Source organism: Polynucleobacter sphagniphilus (genome assembly GCF_029892205.1).
GTDB classification, from domain to species: domain Bacteria; phylum Pseudomonadota; class Gammaproteobacteria; order Burkholderiales; family Burkholderiaceae; genus Polynucleobacter; species Polynucleobacter sphagniphilus.
The window spans coordinates 197,610-215,750 of sequence record NZ_JARXVX010000003.1 but is presented as its reverse complement, the minus strand read 5'-3'; the positions used below and the strand labels follow the sequence as shown (position 1 = coordinate 215,750).

At 47.2% G+C, this 18,141-nt stretch carries 19 protein-coding genes and 1 other RNA gene; 12 read left to right on the top strand and 8 right to left on the bottom strand.

Features of this window, described 5'->3' with window-relative positions:
* Positions 1–10 precede the first annotated feature (10 nt).
* From M2125_RS07940 to ruvB, 10 genes are all read left to right on the top strand, one after another.
* Positions 11–1,015, top strand: coding sequence for an aminoglycoside phosphotransferase family protein (locus tag M2125_RS07940; protein WP_083657518.1), 1,005 nt, complete (start codon positions 11–13; stop codon positions 1,013–1,015).
* A complete protein-coding gene (murU, locus tag M2125_RS07935; RefSeq protein WP_076023698.1) occupies positions 1,008–1,730 on the top strand; it encodes an N-acetylmuramate alpha-1-phosphate uridylyltransferase MurU in 723 nt (240 codons plus the stop codon). The genes M2125_RS07940 and murU overlap by 8 nt, the downstream gene beginning before the upstream one ends.
* Positions 1,723–3,087, top strand: coding sequence for an aminopeptidase P N-terminal domain-containing protein (locus M2125_RS07930; protein ID WP_076023697.1), 1,365 nt, complete (start codon positions 1,723–1,725; stop codon positions 3,085–3,087). The genes murU and M2125_RS07930 overlap by 8 nt, the downstream gene beginning before the upstream one ends.
* A gap of 12 nt (positions 3,088–3,099) precedes the next feature.
* On the top strand, positions 3,100–4,254 hold the full coding sequence (locus M2125_RS07925; RefSeq protein ID WP_076023696.1) for an FAD-dependent monooxygenase: 1,155 nt from the start codon (positions 3,100–3,102) through the stop codon (positions 4,252–4,254).
* 139 nt (positions 4,255–4,393) lie between these two features.
* A complete protein-coding gene (dusB, locus tag M2125_RS07920; RefSeq protein ID WP_280742807.1) occupies positions 4,394–5,410 on the top strand; it encodes a tRNA dihydrouridine synthase DusB in 1,017 nt (338 codons plus the stop codon).
* A 21-nt stretch (positions 5,411–5,431) separates the two neighbouring features.
* On the top strand, positions 5,432–5,671 hold the full coding sequence (locus M2125_RS07915) for a helix-turn-helix domain-containing protein (protein WP_076023694.1): 240 nt from the start codon (positions 5,432–5,434) through the stop codon (positions 5,669–5,671).
* A 42-nt stretch (positions 5,672–5,713) separates the two neighbouring features.
* Entirely contained in the window at positions 5,714–7,294 is a 1,581-nt protein-coding gene (purH, locus tag M2125_RS07910; RefSeq protein WP_076023693.1) for a bifunctional phosphoribosylaminoimidazolecarboxamide formyltransferase/IMP cyclohydrolase, read from the top strand.
* A 6-nt stretch (positions 7,295–7,300) separates the two neighbouring features.
* The gene (gene ruvC, locus M2125_RS07905; RefSeq protein ID WP_076023692.1) at positions 7,301–7,819 is read left to right on the top strand and encodes a crossover junction endodeoxyribonuclease RuvC; all 519 of its coding nucleotides are present in this window, start codon (positions 7,301–7,303) and stop codon (positions 7,817–7,819) included.
* Positions 7,820–7,858: 39 nt separating this feature from the next.
* Positions 7,859–8,440 (top strand): Holliday junction branch migration protein RuvA, encoded by a 582-nt coding sequence (gene ruvA, locus M2125_RS07900; RefSeq protein WP_280742806.1) that lies wholly within the window; start codon positions 7,859–7,861, stop codon positions 8,438–8,440.
* 18 nt (positions 8,441–8,458) lie between these two features.
* Positions 8,459–9,523 carry a Holliday junction branch migration DNA helicase RuvB gene (gene ruvB, locus M2125_RS07895; protein WP_280742805.1) on the top strand — a complete coding sequence of 355 codons (1,065 nt, stop codon included), beginning with the start codon at positions 8,459–8,461 and terminating at the stop codon, positions 9,521–9,523.
* A 49-nt stretch (positions 9,524–9,572) separates the two neighbouring features.
* Here ruvB and tyrS read toward each other — a convergent pair whose 3' ends face one another.
* Positions 9,573–10,805, bottom strand: coding sequence for a tyrosine--tRNA ligase (tyrS, locus tag M2125_RS07890; protein ID WP_076023689.1), 1,233 nt, complete (start codon positions 10,803–10,805; stop codon positions 9,573–9,575).
* 62 nt (positions 10,806–10,867) lie between these two features.
* Here tyrS and M2125_RS07885 point away from each other — a divergent pair, with 62 nt between their 5' ends.
* Complete coding sequence (locus tag M2125_RS07885) at positions 10,868–11,998, top strand: anhydro-N-acetylmuramic acid kinase (protein ID WP_076023688.1); 1,131 nt, start codon at positions 10,868–10,870, stop codon at positions 11,996–11,998.
* 17 nt (positions 11,999–12,015) lie between these two features.
* On the opposite strand, the gene erpA is transcribed toward M2125_RS07885, so the two are convergent.
* From erpA to rplM, 4 genes are all read right to left on the bottom strand, one after another.
* The gene (erpA, locus tag M2125_RS07880; protein ID WP_076023687.1) at positions 12,016–12,402 is read right to left on the bottom strand and encodes an iron-sulfur cluster insertion protein ErpA; all 387 of its coding nucleotides are present in this window, start codon (positions 12,400–12,402) and stop codon (positions 12,016–12,018) included.
* A gap of 105 nt (positions 12,403–12,507) precedes the next feature.
* Positions 12,508–13,566 carry an N-acetyl-gamma-glutamyl-phosphate reductase gene (argC, locus tag M2125_RS07875; protein ID WP_076023686.1) on the bottom strand — a complete coding sequence of 353 codons (1,059 nt, stop codon included), beginning with the start codon at positions 13,564–13,566 and terminating at the stop codon, positions 12,508–12,510.
* A 148-nt stretch (positions 13,567–13,714) separates the two neighbouring features.
* Complete coding sequence (rpsI, locus tag M2125_RS07870) at positions 13,715–14,116, bottom strand: 30S ribosomal protein S9 (protein WP_076023685.1); 402 nt, start codon at positions 14,114–14,116, stop codon at positions 13,715–13,717.
* A 9-nt stretch (positions 14,117–14,125) separates the two neighbouring features.
* Entirely contained in the window at positions 14,126–14,554 is a 429-nt protein-coding gene (gene rplM / locus M2125_RS07865) for a 50S ribosomal protein L13 (RefSeq protein ID WP_071466176.1), read from the bottom strand.
* Between the two features lie 410 nt (positions 14,555–14,964).
* On the opposite strand from rplM, the gene M2125_RS07860 reads away from it, so the two are divergent.
* Positions 14,965–15,387, top strand: a complete 423-nt coding sequence (locus M2125_RS07860; protein WP_076023684.1) for an OsmC family protein — start codon at positions 14,965–14,967, stop codon at positions 15,385–15,387.
* Here the strand turns inward: M2125_RS07860 and rnpB are convergent.
* From rnpB to M2125_RS07845, 3 genes are all read right to left on the bottom strand, one after another.
* Positions 15,388–15,694: RNase P RNA component class A (gene rnpB, locus M2125_RS07855), an RNA gene on the bottom strand. It lies immediately after the preceding gene.
* Positions 15,695–15,743: 49 nt separating this feature from the next.
* Positions 15,744–16,805: a dihydroorotase gene (gene pyrC, locus M2125_RS07850; RefSeq protein WP_280742803.1), complete on the bottom strand. Its 1,062-nt coding sequence runs from the start codon at positions 16,803–16,805 to the stop codon at positions 15,744–15,746.
* 15 nt (positions 16,806–16,820) lie between these two features.
* Complete coding sequence (locus tag M2125_RS07845; protein ID WP_076023682.1) at positions 16,821–18,137, bottom strand: glycerate kinase type-2 family protein; 1,317 nt, start codon at positions 18,135–18,137, stop codon at positions 16,821–16,823.
* Positions 18,138–18,141: the final 4 nt, after the last annotated feature.

The following is an 18,141-nucleotide window of genomic DNA, read 5'->3' as shown; positions in this document are numbered from 1 at the left end:
CGAATCGACCATGACTAATACTCGTATTGACACCCTTCGTGGCTGGCTAAAGGGCCTTGAACCTAGCTGGCAATTAGATCTAGCCACATTGGCACCCGCCTCAGCTGACGCCAGCTTTAGGCGGTATTTTCGGATTGAGTCAAAAAACCCCACTTATCCGACCCTGATCGTGATGGATGCCCCACCCCAACATGAGCCTTTGGATGCCTTTATTGAGATCGATTTATTGCTATTTGAGGCAGGATTACATGTCCCTCAAATACTAGAACAAAATATTGAGGATGGCTTTCTTTTGTTAAGTGACCTTGGTCATAAAACGTATTTAGAAGCCCTTAATAATGAAAGTGCAAATGCCCTCTACCGAGATGCAAGCCACGCCTTAGTTCAAATGCAGTTAGCCAGCAAACCAAATGTGTTACCCAACTATGATCAAGCCCTACTCCAACGAGAGCTCGATCTTTTCCCAGAGTGGTATTTAAAGCAGCATCTTCAATTGGAGCTTAGTGCAATACAAACGGCACAAATGCGGCAGGCTTTTGCACTGATTATTGAAAATAATCTAGCCCAAGAAAAAGTATTTGTGCATCGGGACTTTCATTCGCGCAATTTAATGGTAACCGCCCAAAATAATCCGGGCATCTTAGATTTTCAAGATGCGGTGTATGGCCCGATTACTTATGATGCCGCCTCGTTATGGCGTGATGCCTATATTGCCTGGCCCGAAGAAATGGTGATTGACTGGGTCATTCAATTTTGGGAAGAGGGGCGCAAATCTGGATTACCAATGCCAAGTGATTTTGGACAGTTCTATCGTGATTTTGAGTGGATGGGTTTACAGCGCCACCTCAAAGTTCTGGGTATTTTTGCAAGATTATTCCATCGTGACGGTAAGGATGGTTATCTCAAAGATATTCCCTTGGTTCTCGATTACGCCATTGCTACAGCCAATCGCTATATTGAATTAAAGCCCTTAGCGCGCATCTTAGAAGCCACTCGCCTAAACCAGAATGACTAGGCCCACTTCTTTACCTTGCTTATTGCTTGCTGCCGGTCGAGGTGAGCGCATGCGTCCCTTAACGGATGATCTACCTAAGCCTTTATTAAAAATAAAAGGCAAAGCTTTGCTGAGCTGGCACCTAGAAGCACTCTCAAAAGCCGGTATTACAAACGTGGTCATCAATCATGCCTGGCTGGGAGAGAAGATTGAAAATGCGCTGGGAAATGGCTCACAGTTTGGGCTACAAATCACCTACTCTCCTGAAATGATTGCCTTAGAGACTGCTGGTGGTATTTGCCAAGCACTCCCCTTATTAGACCCCCATGACTACTTCTTAGTAATCAATGGAGATGTCTTTTGCCCGAACTTTCCGATGGATCATTTGCTCGATGAGTTCACTCGCCTTGAAAGGCTGGCAGATCCACACAAACCGCTCGCCTACTTGATCTTGGTGCCCAACCCCGTGCAGCATCCAGAAGGCGACTTTTATTTGTATCACTCGCAAGTCTCAGATAGCGCGTTGCCTGATGCCGAAAAACTCACCTTTTCTGGTATTGGCCTTTACCATCGAGACTTATTTAAGGATTTGGTAAGAGGTGAGCCTACAAAATTAGCTCCCTTATTAAGAGCAGCAATGAGGGAAAATAGAGTCACCGCTGAAAAATATACTGGTCCATGGCACGATGTAGGGACTCCACAACGCTTAAACGAACTCAACGCAGCGCATGAATAATCTCAAAATCTATCAAAAACGTCGGGATGAATTAGCCAGGCAAATACATGCGCAAACAGGTAGCGGCATTGCCATCATCAACACTGCCCCCGAACTTGCTCGCAATCGCGATAGTGAATTTCCCTATCGTCATGACAGTGATTTCTTTTATCTCACCGGCTTTGAAGAGCCAGGGGCGACCCTTGTCATCATCGTTCAGAGGAATGGCGCTTCTTATAGCCAAGAGTCTCATCTGTTTTGCCGCCCAAAAGATGCCGAACGAGAAATTTGGGATGGCATCCGCCTAGGGCCTCAGGCTGCTCCTGAGATACTGGGGGTGCAATACGCACACAGCAACCAGACTTTAGATGTAAAGCTGGGAGAGCTATTAGCTGATCAAAATGCTGTCTATATTCGCCTAGCTCAAAGCGCTGAGGATGATCGCAGACTCCGCCATTGGATGAAGCAAGTTCGCCAACAGGGACGTTCCGGAATCAATCCCCCCTCACAGTTTCATGATGTAGATGCCCTGCTCCACGAAATGCGTCTCTTTAAAGATCCTCATGAGCTGGACATCATGCGTAAAGCAGCTGCTATTTCTGCGCGCGCTCACATACGTGCCATGCAAATCTGCAAACCAGGTATGCGTGAATACCACCTCGAAGCCGAATTACTGCACGAGTTCCGTAACAGTGGCGCACAAAGTGTTGCCTACAACAGTATTGTGGCAGGTGGTGCTAACTCGTGCATTCTTCATTACCGCGCAGGCTCTACAGAATTGGTGAGTGGCGACTTATGTTTAATCGATGCAGGTTGCGAGTTAGATGGTTATGCATCTGATATTACACGCACCTTCCCGGTAAATGGCGCGTTTACCGGTCCGCAGCGCGCGCTTTATGAGATTACACTCGCCGCCCAAGAGGCAGCCATTGCGGTTACTTGTCCCGGCAATACTTTTATACAGCCACATGAGGCTGCTCTAAGAGTCTTAACCCAAGGCTTACTAGATGAAAAGTTATTAAAGCGTGCTGAGTTAGGCTCACTAGATAATGCTATTGAGCTTGGGGCCTATCGTCGTTTTTATATGCACCGCACCTCACATTGGTTGGGAATGGATGTCCATGATGTTGGCTCATATCGCGAAGCTAGCACATCAGCATCGGCAAGTGAAAAACCATGGCGCAAACTCCAGGCTGGCATGGTGCTGACTATTGAACCAGGGCTTTATGTCAGACCAGCCGATGATATTGATCCAATGTTTTGGAATATTGGTATCCGTATTGAAGACGATGCCGTTGTCACAAACTCGGCTTGTGAATTAATTTCCCGTGGTGTGCCAGTTGACCCCGATGAAATTCAAGCATTAATGCAGCATTAAACCAGTCAGCGCATGAGCAACGATCATTTCGATATCTTGATTCAAGGCGGCGGTCCTGTTGGTCTAGCTTGCGCAGCATGGTGTCTGCAAAAATTTCCAGAGGCAAAACTCGTGTTGCAAGATCGCAATCCAGCCGATGATGCGGATCTTGTGGCAGCTGATAGTCGCGGTATTGCTCTTTCACACGGCAGTAAGCTGCTACTAGATACGATCAAGGCATGGCCCAAGGAAGCGGCTGATATTCATCGGGTACATGTTTCCCAATCAGGTCGTTTTGGTCGCGCCTTGATGACACGTGAAGAGCTTCATCAGGATGCTCTGGGCCACATCATTCGCTATCGCGATATTCACCTGACCTTACGCAAATCCCTAAGGGCAATTCAGAAAACATCCCCCAATTTTGCTTGGGAGCACATCGCACCCAATCAAGAAAGTCCTACAACAGACGCCAAATGCATTGTGCATGCCGAAGGTGGCTTATTTAAAACACAAGATTGGGTTGAATCTGGCCGTGACTATGGTCAGTCAGCTTTGGTTGGCTTGGTTGAAGTAGAAAGCGCTATCCCCTATCAAGCATGGGAGCGTTTTACTGCAGAAGGTCCCCTAGCGATCCTGCCCAGCCACTATGACGCCAATACCCTTAATGTAGTCTGGTGCAGCTCACCTGCGGTAGCAAAAATGCGCCTAGATCTCAATGATGTCGATTTTCTGACTGAACTTCAAAAAGAGTTTGGCACTCGGCTGGGGAAATTCTTAAAAGTGCGCGATCGGCGACTGTATGAACTGGGCTTGAACTATCGCAAAGAAATTACCCAAGGCAATGAGGTTTGGATTGGTAATGCCGCCCAGACCTTACATCCCGTTGCCGGCCAAGGTCTTAATCTAGGCCTACGTGACGCCTATCTTTTGGCTGAAAAACTCTCAGCGCTGTATTCGGGAACAGAAGAATCATCATCCGAATCTCTGCCTCATACCCTCAAAGACTATGCAACTAGCCGCAAAGCGGACCGAACGGCCACCATTGGTTTAACAGACATCATGGCGCGGGTATTTACGTCCAATCTTCTTCCCGTTGTACTGGCTCGCGGACTGGCTTTATCGAGTCTGCAGTGGCTTCCTCCAGTGAAAATAGCCTTAGCCCGCCAAATGATGTTTGGTCGCCGTTAGGCCTGTTTAACTCAGATCTGCAGGTTTACCATTTTTAGACTGGATTTGCCTATTTTTTAGGCAATTTACCCCCTTCCTGTGCTAAAGTGTCATGCTTTCCAACCCGCCACAGCGACATTTCACAGCCCCGACTTTTTTAATGAAGATTGGTCCTCACCTTCTCGCAAATCGACTCTTTGTTGCCCCCATGGCGGGAGTAACGGACCGTCCATTTAGACAACTGTGTAAAAAGTTGGGTGCAGGTTATGCAGTTTCCGAGATGATTGCTTCAAATGCACTCCTTTGGAAGAGCGAAAAGACCCAGCGTCGCGCCAACCACCAAGGCGAATTCAAGCCGATTGCTGTACAAATTGCAGGTGCTGATCCGGCAATGATGGCAGCCGCGGCCAAACTCAACGTTGATCATGGCGCCCAAATTATTGATATCAATATGGGTTGTCCAGCGAAAAAAGTATGTAATGTTGCCGCGGGCTCGGCCCTCTTGCGTGATGAACCATTGGTAGAAAAAATTCTGGAAGCGGTAGTACAAGCAGTTGGTGTTGGGCCGGACGCCGTTCCAGTGACATTGAAAATTCGAACTGGCTGGGATCGCGAGCATAAGAATGCGATCGCAATTGCTCAGTTGGCAGAAAAAGTTGGTATCTCCATGCTAACTGTCCACGGTCGCACAAAGGCAGATTTGTATCACGGCGAGGCTGAGTACGAAACGATTGCTGCTGTTAAAAATAGTGTTGGTATTCCAGTGGTGGCCAATGGTGATATCAATACCCCCGAAAAGGCTCAGTTTGTTTTACAGACTACGGGTGCAGATGCCATCATGATTGGTCGTGCAGCCCAGGGTCGCCCTTGGATCTTTCGAGAAATTAATCATTTTTTGGAAACGGGTGGGAAATTACCAACCCCACAAATCGAAGAAATTCAAAGCATCATGAATGCCCACTTGCTAGATCACTATGAGTTTTATGGTGAATACATTGGCTTGCGTACGGCCCGAAAACATATTGGCTGGTATTGCAAAAGTTTGCGCGACTCTCATGCCTTTAGGCAGCGCATGAACACTGCTGATGATTGCAAAACCCAGTTGCAAATGGTGAATGATTTTTTTGATGAGATGAAATCCCATTCCGATCAATTACTTTTTTTAGAGGCCGCTTAACAAGCCCGCCCTCTTTTGACGATGACCAATAAACACCCCATCACCGAATGTATTGAAACCCAATTACAACGCTATCTTGATGATCTGAAGGGAACTCCTCCAAACGATATTTATCAAATGGTTTTGGGGGTAGTCGAAAAACCCATGCTTGAGTTAGTAATGCAACATGCCAAACAAAATCAATCTTTGGCTGCACAATTTCTTGGGATCAATCGCAATACGCTGCATAAAAAATTACTAGAGCACAAACTCATCAAGTAAATCAATTTATCTATCAAACTTTAACTACTCTTTATCTCCAATATGATCCGCACAGCTCTTCTTTCCGTCTCCGATAAAAATGGCATTGTGCCTTTTGCTAAAGCATTACATGAGCAGGGCATCAAGCTCATCTCTACAGGCGGTACGGCAAAACTCTTGGCAGAAAATAAACTGCCCGTAGTTGAAGTATCTTCACTCACCAAATTCCCAGAAATGCTCGATGGCCGGGTTAAAACTCTTCATCCTATGGTGCATGGTGGCTTGCTAGCGCGCCGGGACTTCCCTGAGCATATGGCTGCATTAAAAGAACATGGAATTGATACCATTGATATGCTGGTGATCAATCTTTACCCTTTTAATGAAACAGTTTCGCGTGAAAACTGCTCTTTTGAAGATGCAGTAGAGAATATTGATATTGGTGGACCAGCCATGCTGCGCGCTGCTGCTAAGAACCATCAAGATGTCACTGTATTGATTTCACCAGCAGATTACGAGCCTGTATTGGCAGAAATGAAAGCCAATCAAAATGTCGTGTCATACAAAACGAATTTGAGTCTTGCGAAGAAAGTATTTGCGCATACCGCTCAATACGACGGTGCCATTGCAAACTACCTTTCTTCATTAGATGATGCACTAGATCACAAAGCACGCTCTGCCTATCCCGATACACTGCATCTTGCTTTTGAAAAAGTTCAAGAGATGCGTTACGGTGAGAATCCACATCAGTCCGCTGCTTTCTACAAAGATATTCAACCAGTAGCAGGTGCTTTAGCTAATTACAAGCAGCTCCAAGGTAAAGAGCTGTCTTATAACAATATTGCAGATGCAGATTCTGCCTGGGAGTGCGTAAAGAGCTTTGCAAATAACGCCGGTGGCGCTGCTGCTTGCGTCATCATTAAGCATGCCAACCCTTGTGGTGTAGCAGTGGGCGTCAATGCGCTTGAGGCTTACCAAAAGGCATTTAAAACCGATCCAAGCTCCGCCTTTGGTGGAATCATCGCCTTTAATGTGCCATGTGATGGCGCTGCTGCTCAAGAAATCTCTAAGCAATTTGTGGAAGTGTTGATTGCCCCCAGCTTTAGCGATGAAGCTAAAGCAATTTTTGCTGCCAAACAAAATGTTCGCCTATTAGAAATCCCATTGGGTGACGGCTTTAATACATTTGACTTCAAACGCGTTGGTGGCGGTTTGCTAGTGCAATCACCAGATGCTAAAAATGTTCTTGAAAGTGAAATGCGCGTAGTTAGCAAACGTTTGCCAACTCCCAGCGAGATGAATGACATGTTATTTGCTTGGCGTGTTGCCAAATTTGTGAAATCGAATGCGATTGTCTATTGCGCCAATGGGATGACTCTCGGTATTGGCGCCGGCCAAATGAGTCGAGTAGATTCTGCACGGATGGCCAGTATCAAGGCTGAAAATGCTGGCCTAAGCCTGAAAGGATCTGCGGTCGCTAGCGACGCTTTCTTCCCTTTCCGCGATGGCCTTGATGTGGTAGTCAATGGTGGCGCCAGTTGCGCTATTCAGCCAGGGGGCAGTATGCGTGATGATGAAATCATTGCGGCAGCAAATGAGCATGGCATTGCCATGATCTTTACTGGTACTCGTCATTTCCGTCATTAAGAAGCCATGCGCTGGATAGGAATCGACCCAGGACTACGTATTACTGGCTTTGGCGTGATTGATGTCGAAGGCCAAAAGTTGACGTATGTAGCCTCTGGGACGATTGAAAGTGGCGATCCAGCCAAAGGCTTACCTGAACGCCTTGGCGCTTTATATGCTGGGATCAAAGAGGTCATCGATACCTATCAACCCCAGGCGGCTGCCATTGAAGAGGTCTTCTTAAACGTCAATCCACGCTCGACCTTAATGCTAGGCCAAGCCAGGGGTGCCGTGATCGCAGCCTTGGTTGCCGCCAAACTACCCGTAGATGAATTTAGTGCCTTACGTGTCAAGCAATCGATTGTTGGTACGGGTCGAGCCGCTAAGCCCCAAGTGCAAGAGATGGTTAAGCGACTACTGCGTTTAAGCCGTGCGCCTGGTGCAGATGCCTCCGATGCATTAGGAGTAGCCATTTGCGCAGCACACCATGCTCATATTCCAAAAGCAATCAGCAGTGCACTGGCGACCAAGAAGCGCAGCAAGTAAACGCTCAATGAATTAATGGAAACAAGGTAAGATCCTGACATGATTGGTCGTATACAAGGAACCTTAATTTCGGTTCACCCTCCCCGCCTATTGGTTGATTGCCAAGGGGTTGGCTATGAAATTGACGTGCCTATGAGCACGCTGTATCAGCTACCGGAGGTCAATCAAAAGATTACTCTCCTGACCCACTTTCAGGTACGCGAAGATGCGCAGCAACTCTTTGGCTTTGCTACTGAAACTGAGCGTGAGGCTTTTAGGGCTTTAATCAAAATTAGCGGCGTGGGCTCCCGCACCGCATTAGCCGTGCTCTCAGGCATGAGTGTGAATGAACTAGCCCAAGCAATTGCCATGCAAGAAGCAGGTCGCTTAACTCAGGTTCCGGGTATTGGCAAAAAGACGGCCGAACGCCTCTGCTTGGAACTGAAAGACAAACTAGCTCCTGATCTTGGTATTGGTACAGGCAAGCCTCATATTATCGAGGCGAGTAGTGAGGTACTACAGGCTCTGCTTGCGTTGGGCTACTCAGAAAAAGAAGCGCTTTTGGCGCTCAAACAAATTCCGGTGGACAGCTCCGTATCCGATGGCATCCGTCTGGGTCTGAAGTACCTATCTAAAGGCTAAACCCACTACACTTGCGGTATGGCGATACACACTGACGATCTAAGCACTCTTCCCGACGATTTACCAGAAAACGGTGATCGCATTGTGAGTGGCTCAGCAGGTAATGCAGAAGCTGTTTTTGAAAAAGCACTGCGCCCTAAACAACTCGATGAATATGTTGGTCAAACCAAAGCGCGCGCTCAATTAGAGATATTCATTAGCGCCACTAGAGCCCGTCAAGAAGCACTTGATCATGTATTGCTATTTGGCCCTCCAGGTCTTGGTAAAACAACCCTGGCGCATATCATTGCCCGTGAGCTCGGTGTGAATCTTCGCCAAACCAGTGGTCCGGTCTTAGATAGGCCAGGTGATCTAGCAGCCCTGCTAACCAATCTAGAAACAAACGACGTCTTGTTTATTGACGAGATTCATCGCTTGTCTCCTGTAGTTGAGGAGATTCTTTACCCTGCACTCGAGGATTACAGTCTAGACATCATGATTGGCGAAGGGCCCGCTGCTCGGAGCGTCAAAATCGATCTCAAGCCATTTACTCTGATTGGTGCAACCACCCGCGCTGGGATGCTCACCAACCCATTGCGTGATCGTTTTGGGATTGTGGCGCGTCTAGAGTTTTACACCACTGAAGAGCTCACGAAAATTATTGATCGTTCAGCCAATCTACTCAAAGCGAAGATTGACCCGGAAGGCTCAGTAGAAATTGCCAAGCGCGCTCGTGGCACTCCACGTATTGCAAACCGCCTGCTGCGCCGGGTGCGTGACTATGCTGAAGTCAAAGGTACTGGCACCATTACTAAAGCCATGGCTGACGCGGCTTTGAAGATGCTCGACGTAGATCCTAGCGGCTTTGATGTGATGGATCGCAAATTGCTCGAAGCCATCTTGCATAAATTTGATGGTGGGCCGGTCGGAATAGATAACTTGGCTGCAGCCATTGGCGAAGAGCGCGATACGATTGAAGATGTCCTAGAGCCCTACCTGATTCAGCAGGGCTATTTGCAACGCACCTCACGTGGTCGCATAGCAACCCGGCAAGCCTATGAGCACTTTGGCTTAACGCCTCCGAATAATAATCTGCTCGATTGAAAGAGCAAACTCAAGTCCTATTAAAAACCACCCGAGGGTGGTTTTTTAATTAACTGAGTGCGACCTTAGCAAACCGACGTTTACCTACCTGCACCACATAGGTCCCAGCTTCAACCTTGAGTTGCTTATCGGTGATGGTGGCGCCATCAATCTTCACACCGTTTTGCTCGATATTGCGATTAGCTTCTGAGGTAGATGGAGCAAGCCCTGCAGCCTTGAGAAAATTGGCGACTCCCATTGGAGCACCTGTGAGGGTCACCTCTGGAATGTCATCCGGTATGCCACCTTTAGCGCGGTGATTAAAGTCATCTAGAGCCTTTTCTGCCGCCGCTTGCGTATGAAAACGTGCCACAATTTCTTGAGCGAGCATCACTTTGCAATCACGTGGATTTCTACCGGCCGCTACTTCTTGCTTCATTAAATCAATTTCTGCCATGGGACGGAATGAGAGCAAGGTGAAGTAATCCCACATCAAGTCATCGGAGATACTCATTAGCTTGCCAAACATCTCGCCAGCAGGTTCGCTGATGCCAATGTAATTACCCTTGGACTTACTCATCTTCTCAACACCATCTAGACCAACCAAAAGTGGCATAGTCAAAATGCATTGCGGCTCTTGGCCATACTCACGCTGAAGTTCGCGCCCAACGAGAAGATTGAATTTTTGATCAGTACCACCTAGCTCCAGATCACTCTTAAGCGCTACTGAGTCATAACCTTGCATCAATGGATACAAGAACTCATGCACGGAGATCGGTACACCATTACGATAGCGCTTAGTAAAGTCATCGCGCTCTAGCATTTGTGCAACAGTGTATTTAGCAGCCAACTGAATCATGCCGCGTGCGCCCAATGGATCACACCACTCACTGTTGTAACGCACTTCCGTTTTTGCAGGGTCTAAAACCATGCTCGCCTGGCGATAGTAGGTTTCTGCATTAATCGCAATAGCTTCAGGAGTTAATGGGGGGCGAGTAGCATTACGTCCAGATGGATCGCCGATCATGCTGGTAAAGTCGCCAATCAAAAAGATCACTGTATGACCCAAGTCTTGTAATTGACGCAATTTGTTCAAAACTACCGTATGCCCTAGATGAATATCTGGCGCAGTAGGATCTAAACCCAATTTAATCCTCAGCGGGGTATTCGTGGCTTGACTACGCGCCAACTTCTGCACCCAATCTGCCTCGACCAATAGCTCATCACAGCCACGCTTCGTGACTTCAAGAGCGGCAAAAACTTCAGGGGTTAATGGGTATTTTTGTTCTGGTTTAGCTGTCATGCTGATACAGTGATTTAGTATTTAAGTTGCTAAAGCATAATTGTCGCATTCCTGAGAACGAGATGAATAAACCGCACTCCTACTACATTGGCCTTATGTCTGGCACCAGCCTAGATGGGATTGATGCCGTTCTCGCCCAAATCGATGCAAATGGTAAATCCAGCGTTTTAGAGGCCGTCAGCACTGTTTTTGATGATCCCTTACGCAAAATCCTCTCCGACCTTCAAAGCCCAGGTCATAATGAAATTCATCGGGAAAACCAAGCTGCCAATTTACTGTCTTTAGCTTATGCAACATGCGTTCAGCAATTGCTACAAAAGGCAGAGCTATCTCCTGCCCAAATCAGTGCCATTGGCGCACATGGCCAAACCATTCGTCATCAACCTGGTTTCGGCGACTTAGCCTATACCCATCAAACCCTGAATCCAGCACTTTTGGCCGAGGAAACGGGTATTGATGTCATTGCCGACTTCCGCAGCCGAGATATGGCAGCCGGTGGCCACGGGGCACCTTTGGTGCCAGCCTTTCATGATCAGCAGTTTGGCGCAAGCAATGAAGATCGCGCTGCACTTAATCTTGGCGGCATTGCCAACCTCACCTTATTACCAATGCAGGGCGAAGTAAGGGGCTTTGATTGTGGGCCCGGAAATATGCTGATGGATGCTTGGATTGCAGAGCAACAAGGGCATGCCTATGATGCCAATGGCAACTGGGCCTTACAAGGTAGCGTTCATACAAAATTACTAGAACGTATGTTGGCTGATTCATTCTTTGCCAAGCAGCCACCGAAGAGTACCGGCCGGGATGATTTTCATCTTGAGTGGCTTCGCAACAATATTAGCGATGAAAATATTGAGCCTGAAGATGTACAAGCTACGCTTTTGCACTTGACTGCTATCTCAGCACTACAAGCGCTTGCTAGTTATGCGCCAAAAACTAAACAACTGATTGTCTGTGGGGGTGGCGCGCAAAATACGGCACTCATGCATCTGCTAGAGACTAAATCATTGGAGCTATTCGAGCACCCACTGATTGTTGTAACTAGCAATCAATTTGGCATTGACCCACAACTCGTTGAAGGACTTGCCTTTGCTTGGCTAGCGTGGGCTCACAAAGAAAAACGGCCGGCAAATTTGCCAGCCGTTACTGGAGCGAAGGGCCCTAGAATTTTGGGCGCTTGTTATCCAGCTTAAATTACTTAGTGTTATGTTTATGCAGAGAAAGAGGAACCACAACCACAAGTGGTAGTCGCATTGGGATTCTTAATCACAAATTGCGAACCGTTGATATCTTCTTTGTAATCAATCTCAGCGCCAACTAAATATTGGAAACTCATTGAATCAACCAGCAAAGTCACACCGTTCTTTTCAAACAAAGTGTCATCTTCATTTACGGCATCATCAAAAGTAAATCCGTACTGAAATCCAGAACAACCGCCGCCCTGAACAAAGACGCGTAATTTCAATTCTGGATTACCTTCTTCGGCAATCAAATCAGCAACCTTAGCCGCAGCGCTATCCGTAAACACCAATGGTGTTGGTGGTTCGGCGAGATCGACTGCTGGTGCTACTGATTCTTGGGTGGCTGCTTGTGTCATGATTTACTCCTAATTCGAAAGGCAATGTCCTATTTTAGGCTTTTAATATCCTGCTTGCACGCGGGGTCTTAATAGAGCCAATAATAGGCCTCAAACCCCTAGCATTCAAGGGGATACAGCGATTTGAGTCAAGCCCATGGTCTCTGGCAAGCCAAACATCAAGTTCATACACTGAACCCCCTGGCCAGAAGCACCTTTAACCAAATTGTCCTCGACCACCAAAATCACCAAGGTATCACCGCCACCTGGACGATGAATTGCAATACGTAAGCCATTGCTACCTCTCACGGAACGGGTTTCTGGATGACTGCCCGCTGGCATCACATCCACAAAAGGCTCATTCTTATAAAAGTCTTCATAGAGCTTTTGGTAGTCCACGCTTTCACCCACCTCAGTCAAGCGTACATAAATTGTGGAATGAATGCCCCGAATCATTGGAGTGAGGTGTGGCACAAATGTCAGACCGATTTCTTCATGGCCTGCAATTGCCTTCAAACCTTGGACGATTTCAGGAAGGTGACGATGGCCTTTAACACCATAAGCCTTAAAGTTATCACTCGACTCAGAAAGCAAAGTCCCAATTTCAGCTTTACGGCCGGCACCAGAAGTACCCGACTTCGAGTCGGAAATAATATGTGTACCATCGATCAAGCGCTTACCACCAGTTGATTTTGGTGAGAGTAGCGGCGCCAAACCCAACTGCACCGAAGTCGGATAGCAACCAGCTAATCCCACAACACGCGCCTTCTTAATCGCCTCACGATTAATTTCAGCCAAGCCATACACCGCTTCAGCCAAAATATCTGGGCAGCTATGCTCCATCCCATACCATTTAGCAAATTCTTTTACATCCTTTAAACGAAAGTCTGCGGCCAAGTCCAGAATCTTCACATTGTTAGCAAGTAGTTCTTTTGCCTGCGCCATTGCAACACCATGCGGAGTTGCAAAGAAGACGACATCGCACTCATTTAGCTTTGCTTCATCAGGAGTAGTGAACTGAAGATCAATACGACCACGCAAAGAAGGAAACATCTCCGCTACTGGCATACCAGCTTCCGTTCGAGATGTAATGGCCTGAAGCTTCACTTCAGGATGTTGGGCGAGTAAGCGCAATAACTCAACGCCTGTATAACCAGTTCCACCAACAATGCCAACCTTAATCATGTGTTTCTCCAAAATACTGATTGCGCAACTTATTAATTAAAAAGAATGGATAAAGCTTACTGCACGATTCTTACAATTCTATTGATTGTAGAAACAAAAAGGGCCGCTTGCGCGACCCTTTCTGATAAAACATAAGCGACTGAAAGAATTAGCGCTTGCTGAACTGCTTGCGACGACGCGCGCCGTGCAGACCAACTTTTTTACGCTCAACTTCACGAGCATCGCGAGTCACCAAGCCTGCTTTAGACAGGGCTGGCTTCAATGCGTTGTCGTAGTCGATCAATGCGCGCGTCACACCGTGACGAACTGCACCAGCTTGGCCAGTTTCACCGCCACCACTCACGTTTACCTTGATATCAAAGGTAGTGAGGTGGGCTGTGAGAGCCAAAGGCTGACGAGCGATCATGCGTGATGTTTCGCGAGCAAAGTATGCATCGATAGGTTTACCGTTAACAGTAATCTCACCTTTGCCTGATTTGATGAATACACGTGCAACAGAGCTCTTGCGACGACCTGTGCCGTAATTCCAATTTCCGTAATTAATAGCCATTTGGTTTCCTTAAATCTCTAACGCTTTTGGCTGTTGAGCCGCATGCGGATGATTGGCGTCGCCGTAGACTTTTAATTTCTTGATCATGGCATAGCCTAGTGGGCCTTTTGGCAACATACCCTTCACAGCCTTCTCTAAAGCGCGACCTGGGAAACGGTCTTGCATTTTGTCGAAGTTAGTCGAGCTAATACCACCTGGGTATCCGCTGTGACGGTAATAAATCTTGTTCAAGCCTTTGGTGCCTGTAACACGCAGCTTAGAAGAATTGATGACAACAATAAAGTCGCCAGTATCAACGTGTGGTGTGTATTCGGGTTTGTGCTTGCCGCGTAGACGGTGTGCCACTTCACTGGCGACACGACCGAGGACTTTGTCCGTAGCGTCAATCACGAACCATTCATGCACTACCTCATGGGATTTTGCAGAAAAAGTTTTCATGATTTATCAAATTGTTATAGTCAAAATAAAAATTACTCCAATCAAACTACGTCCACCTTGGCCCTGCTTATGTTTGCAAGCTCGCAGATTCTGTAATTTCACTGGTAAAACAATTACCGCTGACTAGGACGGCAATTCAGTAAAGCCTTGAATTGTAACCCAAAAAAAACCCAGGAACGAGTCCTGGGTTGGAATCCACCTATGTTTAAGTGGAGGAGACACTGGGAGGTACATCAATCTCTTACATAAGACTGACTACCAATATGGTTATTTTACACAAAATTCATTGTGCGGTGCAAAAAAATTGACCGCGGTCAATTATTTAATGCTTTTATTCCAACACTGTTTTATGTATAAATTGGTAAACTATTGATAATATTGATTAATTTACTAAGTTAGGGATCACTAATATGGAATGCAAAGTAGCCTGGTTAGGAACTGATGGCATGGCTTTTTCAGCAGAAACCGGTAGTGGTCACCTCATTAATATGGATGGCGCCCCGGAAGCAGGCGGTAAAAATCTAGCTCCCCGACCGATGGAAATGCTCCTAGCAGGAGCAGGAGGATGCTCTGCATTTGATGTTGTTTTAATCCTACAACGCTCCCGTCAGGCCATTAGTGCCTGCAATGTCACCCTCAAAGCTGAACGGGCCACTGAGGATCCCAAAGTCTTTACCAAGATCAACCTGCATTTTCAGATCAAGGGGAAAGATCTAGATCCTGCCAAAGTGGATCGAGCCGTCAAACTATCGCATGACAAATATTGCTCAGCCACAGCTATGTTGGCCAAAACGGCTGAGCTAAGCTACAGCATTGAGCTTGTTGCTGAATAAGTGCAGAGTCAATCGATAAGCCGGATTCTGTCGCCTAGATTTGCATCTAGGGGCAATCATTCCTCTAGGCCGGCAGTTACCTGACGGCTCAAGCTCCCTACCCGTAGACTCAGCGGGACGCCTCATCGCCTACTTACTTGGGATTGCTCCAGGTGGAGGTTACCGCGTTTCACCGTAACTAAATACGCTCGTCTCTGTGGCCCTATTCCTCACGTCACCGTGGATGGTCGTTAACCATCACCCTACCCTATGGAGTCCGGACTTTCCTCCCCCTCAATAAAGAGGCGGCGATTGCCTAATTGACTCTGCGCCTGCAGTCTAACGCAGTCGGAGAAAAGTGGCTTAATTTAATTGATTTAAATAGCTGCCAAGGACCAGGCAATACTCTCACCAGCACGCAAAGGCACAATGGTTTGCTCACCCAATGGCAACTCTGCTGGAATGGCTTGCGCCTGCTTAATGAGGGTAATCTTTCCAGTATTACGCGGTAATGAATAGAAATCAGGGCCATAGAAACTAGCAAAGCCCTCTAATTTATCGAGCTTGCCAACACTCTCAAATGCCTCAGCATATAAGCCCAAAGCATTAAAAGCACTATAGCAACCAGCACAACCACAGGCAGCCTCTTTGGCACCCTTCGCATGCGGAGCACTATCTGTTCCCAAGAAGAATCGCGGACTACCGCTAGTAGCCACCTCCAACAAAGCAAGGCGATGCTCCTCACGTTTAAGAACTGGCAAGCAGTAATTGTGTGGGCGAATGCCACCAGCAAAAATCGCATTGCGATTCATGAGCAAATGTTGTGGGGTAATGGTTGCAGCAATAGTATTTTGCTCACTCATAGCATCACGCACATAGTGTGCCGCCTGGAGTGTGGTGATGTGTTCAAACACAATCTTGAGTGCCGGAAAGTTTTTACGCAGAGGAATTAATACTTGATCAATGAAAACAGCTTCACGATCAAAGATATCAATGTCAGAGTGAGTAACCTCACCATGCACTAGAAGAGGCATACCCACTTCCTGCATTGCCTCAAGCGCTTTAGTGCAATACTTCAAATCACTCACACCCGCATCACTATTAGTTGTAGCACCCGCAGGATATAACTTAATCCCTGTAATACCTGACGCTTTTGCTTTACGTACTTCATCGGCTGAAGTGTTATCAGTCAAGTACAAGGTCATTAATGGCGTAAAGCTTGTAATGCCTAACACTTGGAGCTGACTCTCAATCCGAGCCCGATAGGCATCCGCCAAATCTACGGTAGTGACTGGGGGCTTGAGGTTAGGCATGATGATCGCACGTGCAAATTGCCGCGCTGTATCAACCAATACATCTCTCATCACTTCACCATCACGAATATGCAAATGCCAATCATCAGGCTGGGTGATTTGAATTTGAGTTAAGTGATTCGACATAAGAATTGGCTTTAGTTAATCAATCAAAATAATACGGAAGTCATTTACATTGGTCAGCGTTGGGCCAGTTTCAACCAAAGCAGATAAATCAGCAAAGAATCCAAAGCAATCATGGGCTGCTAAAAAATGACTTGGACGAATGTCTCTTGCATGAGCAGTACGGCGCGTTTCAGGAGTAAACCAAGCACCCGCATTCTTTTCGCTACCATCAATACCATCGGTATCTGCAGCCAATCCAGCAATATTGGACATATCAGGTGTCGCTGCCAGTAAAGCCAATAAGAATTCACTGCAGCGGCCACCACGACCCACGATACCCGGAGGTAAAGTCACCGTACATTCTCCACCAGAAATCAGTGCCACTGGCGGCTTGGCCCAAGATTGGTAACCGGAGAGTTCTCGGGCAATTGCAGCATGCACTAACGCCACATCTCTTGCTTCACCAGTAATGGTGTCACCCAAGATAATGGGTTGATAGCCAACACTTTTAATATAAGTGGCGGCAGCTTCAAGACTGTTGTGGGCTGTGGCAATCACATGATTGACTACGTGTGCGCTATTTAAATCAGTCTCTTTTAAAGTTTCAGGAATCTGGCCAGCCACACCCTTCTGTAAATGACTGAGAACAGAGGTAGGCACTTGCTCTGTATTGAGATGGTATTTAGCCAAAATATCTAAGGCATCTTGATAGCTAGAGTAATCTGCTGCACAAGGCCCACTAGCAATATCAGCGGGTGAGTCGCCGGTCACATCTGAAATTAATAAAGCCTCGACCCGGGCACCACGATCAATTGCAACTCTAGCTAAGTTGCCCCCCAGAATCGCCGACAAATGCTTGCGCACGATATTCATTTCTTCAATAGGGGCACCACTACGCAGAAGTGCTTGGGTCGTGATGCGCATGTCATCAATGCTGATACCATCCTGTGGGAGTGTGAGTAAGCTAGAGCCTCCACCCGATACCAGAGCAATTAAAACATCGCCTTGCTGTAGTTGATTGGCCAATGCAAAAATTGCTTTTGCACCATCCATACCCGCTTGATCGGGCACGGGGTGACCAGCCTCAATAATCTTAATGTGAGATGTGGGTGAGCCATGGCCATATCGCGTCAGCACCACACCCTCTAATTGGGCTTCAGGCCAATGCACTTTTGCATGGCGCTCAAGGGCGCTGGCCATTGAGGCGCTGGCTTTGCCGGCACCAACTACTACACATCGGCCGCTCAGTCCATTTGGAAAGATTTTTCCCAAATGCTCGGGAACGATCTTTTGGGGGTCAGCAACCGCCAATGCAGCTGCAAAAGCATTTTTAAGAATGGTTTCTTGAGTCATTACT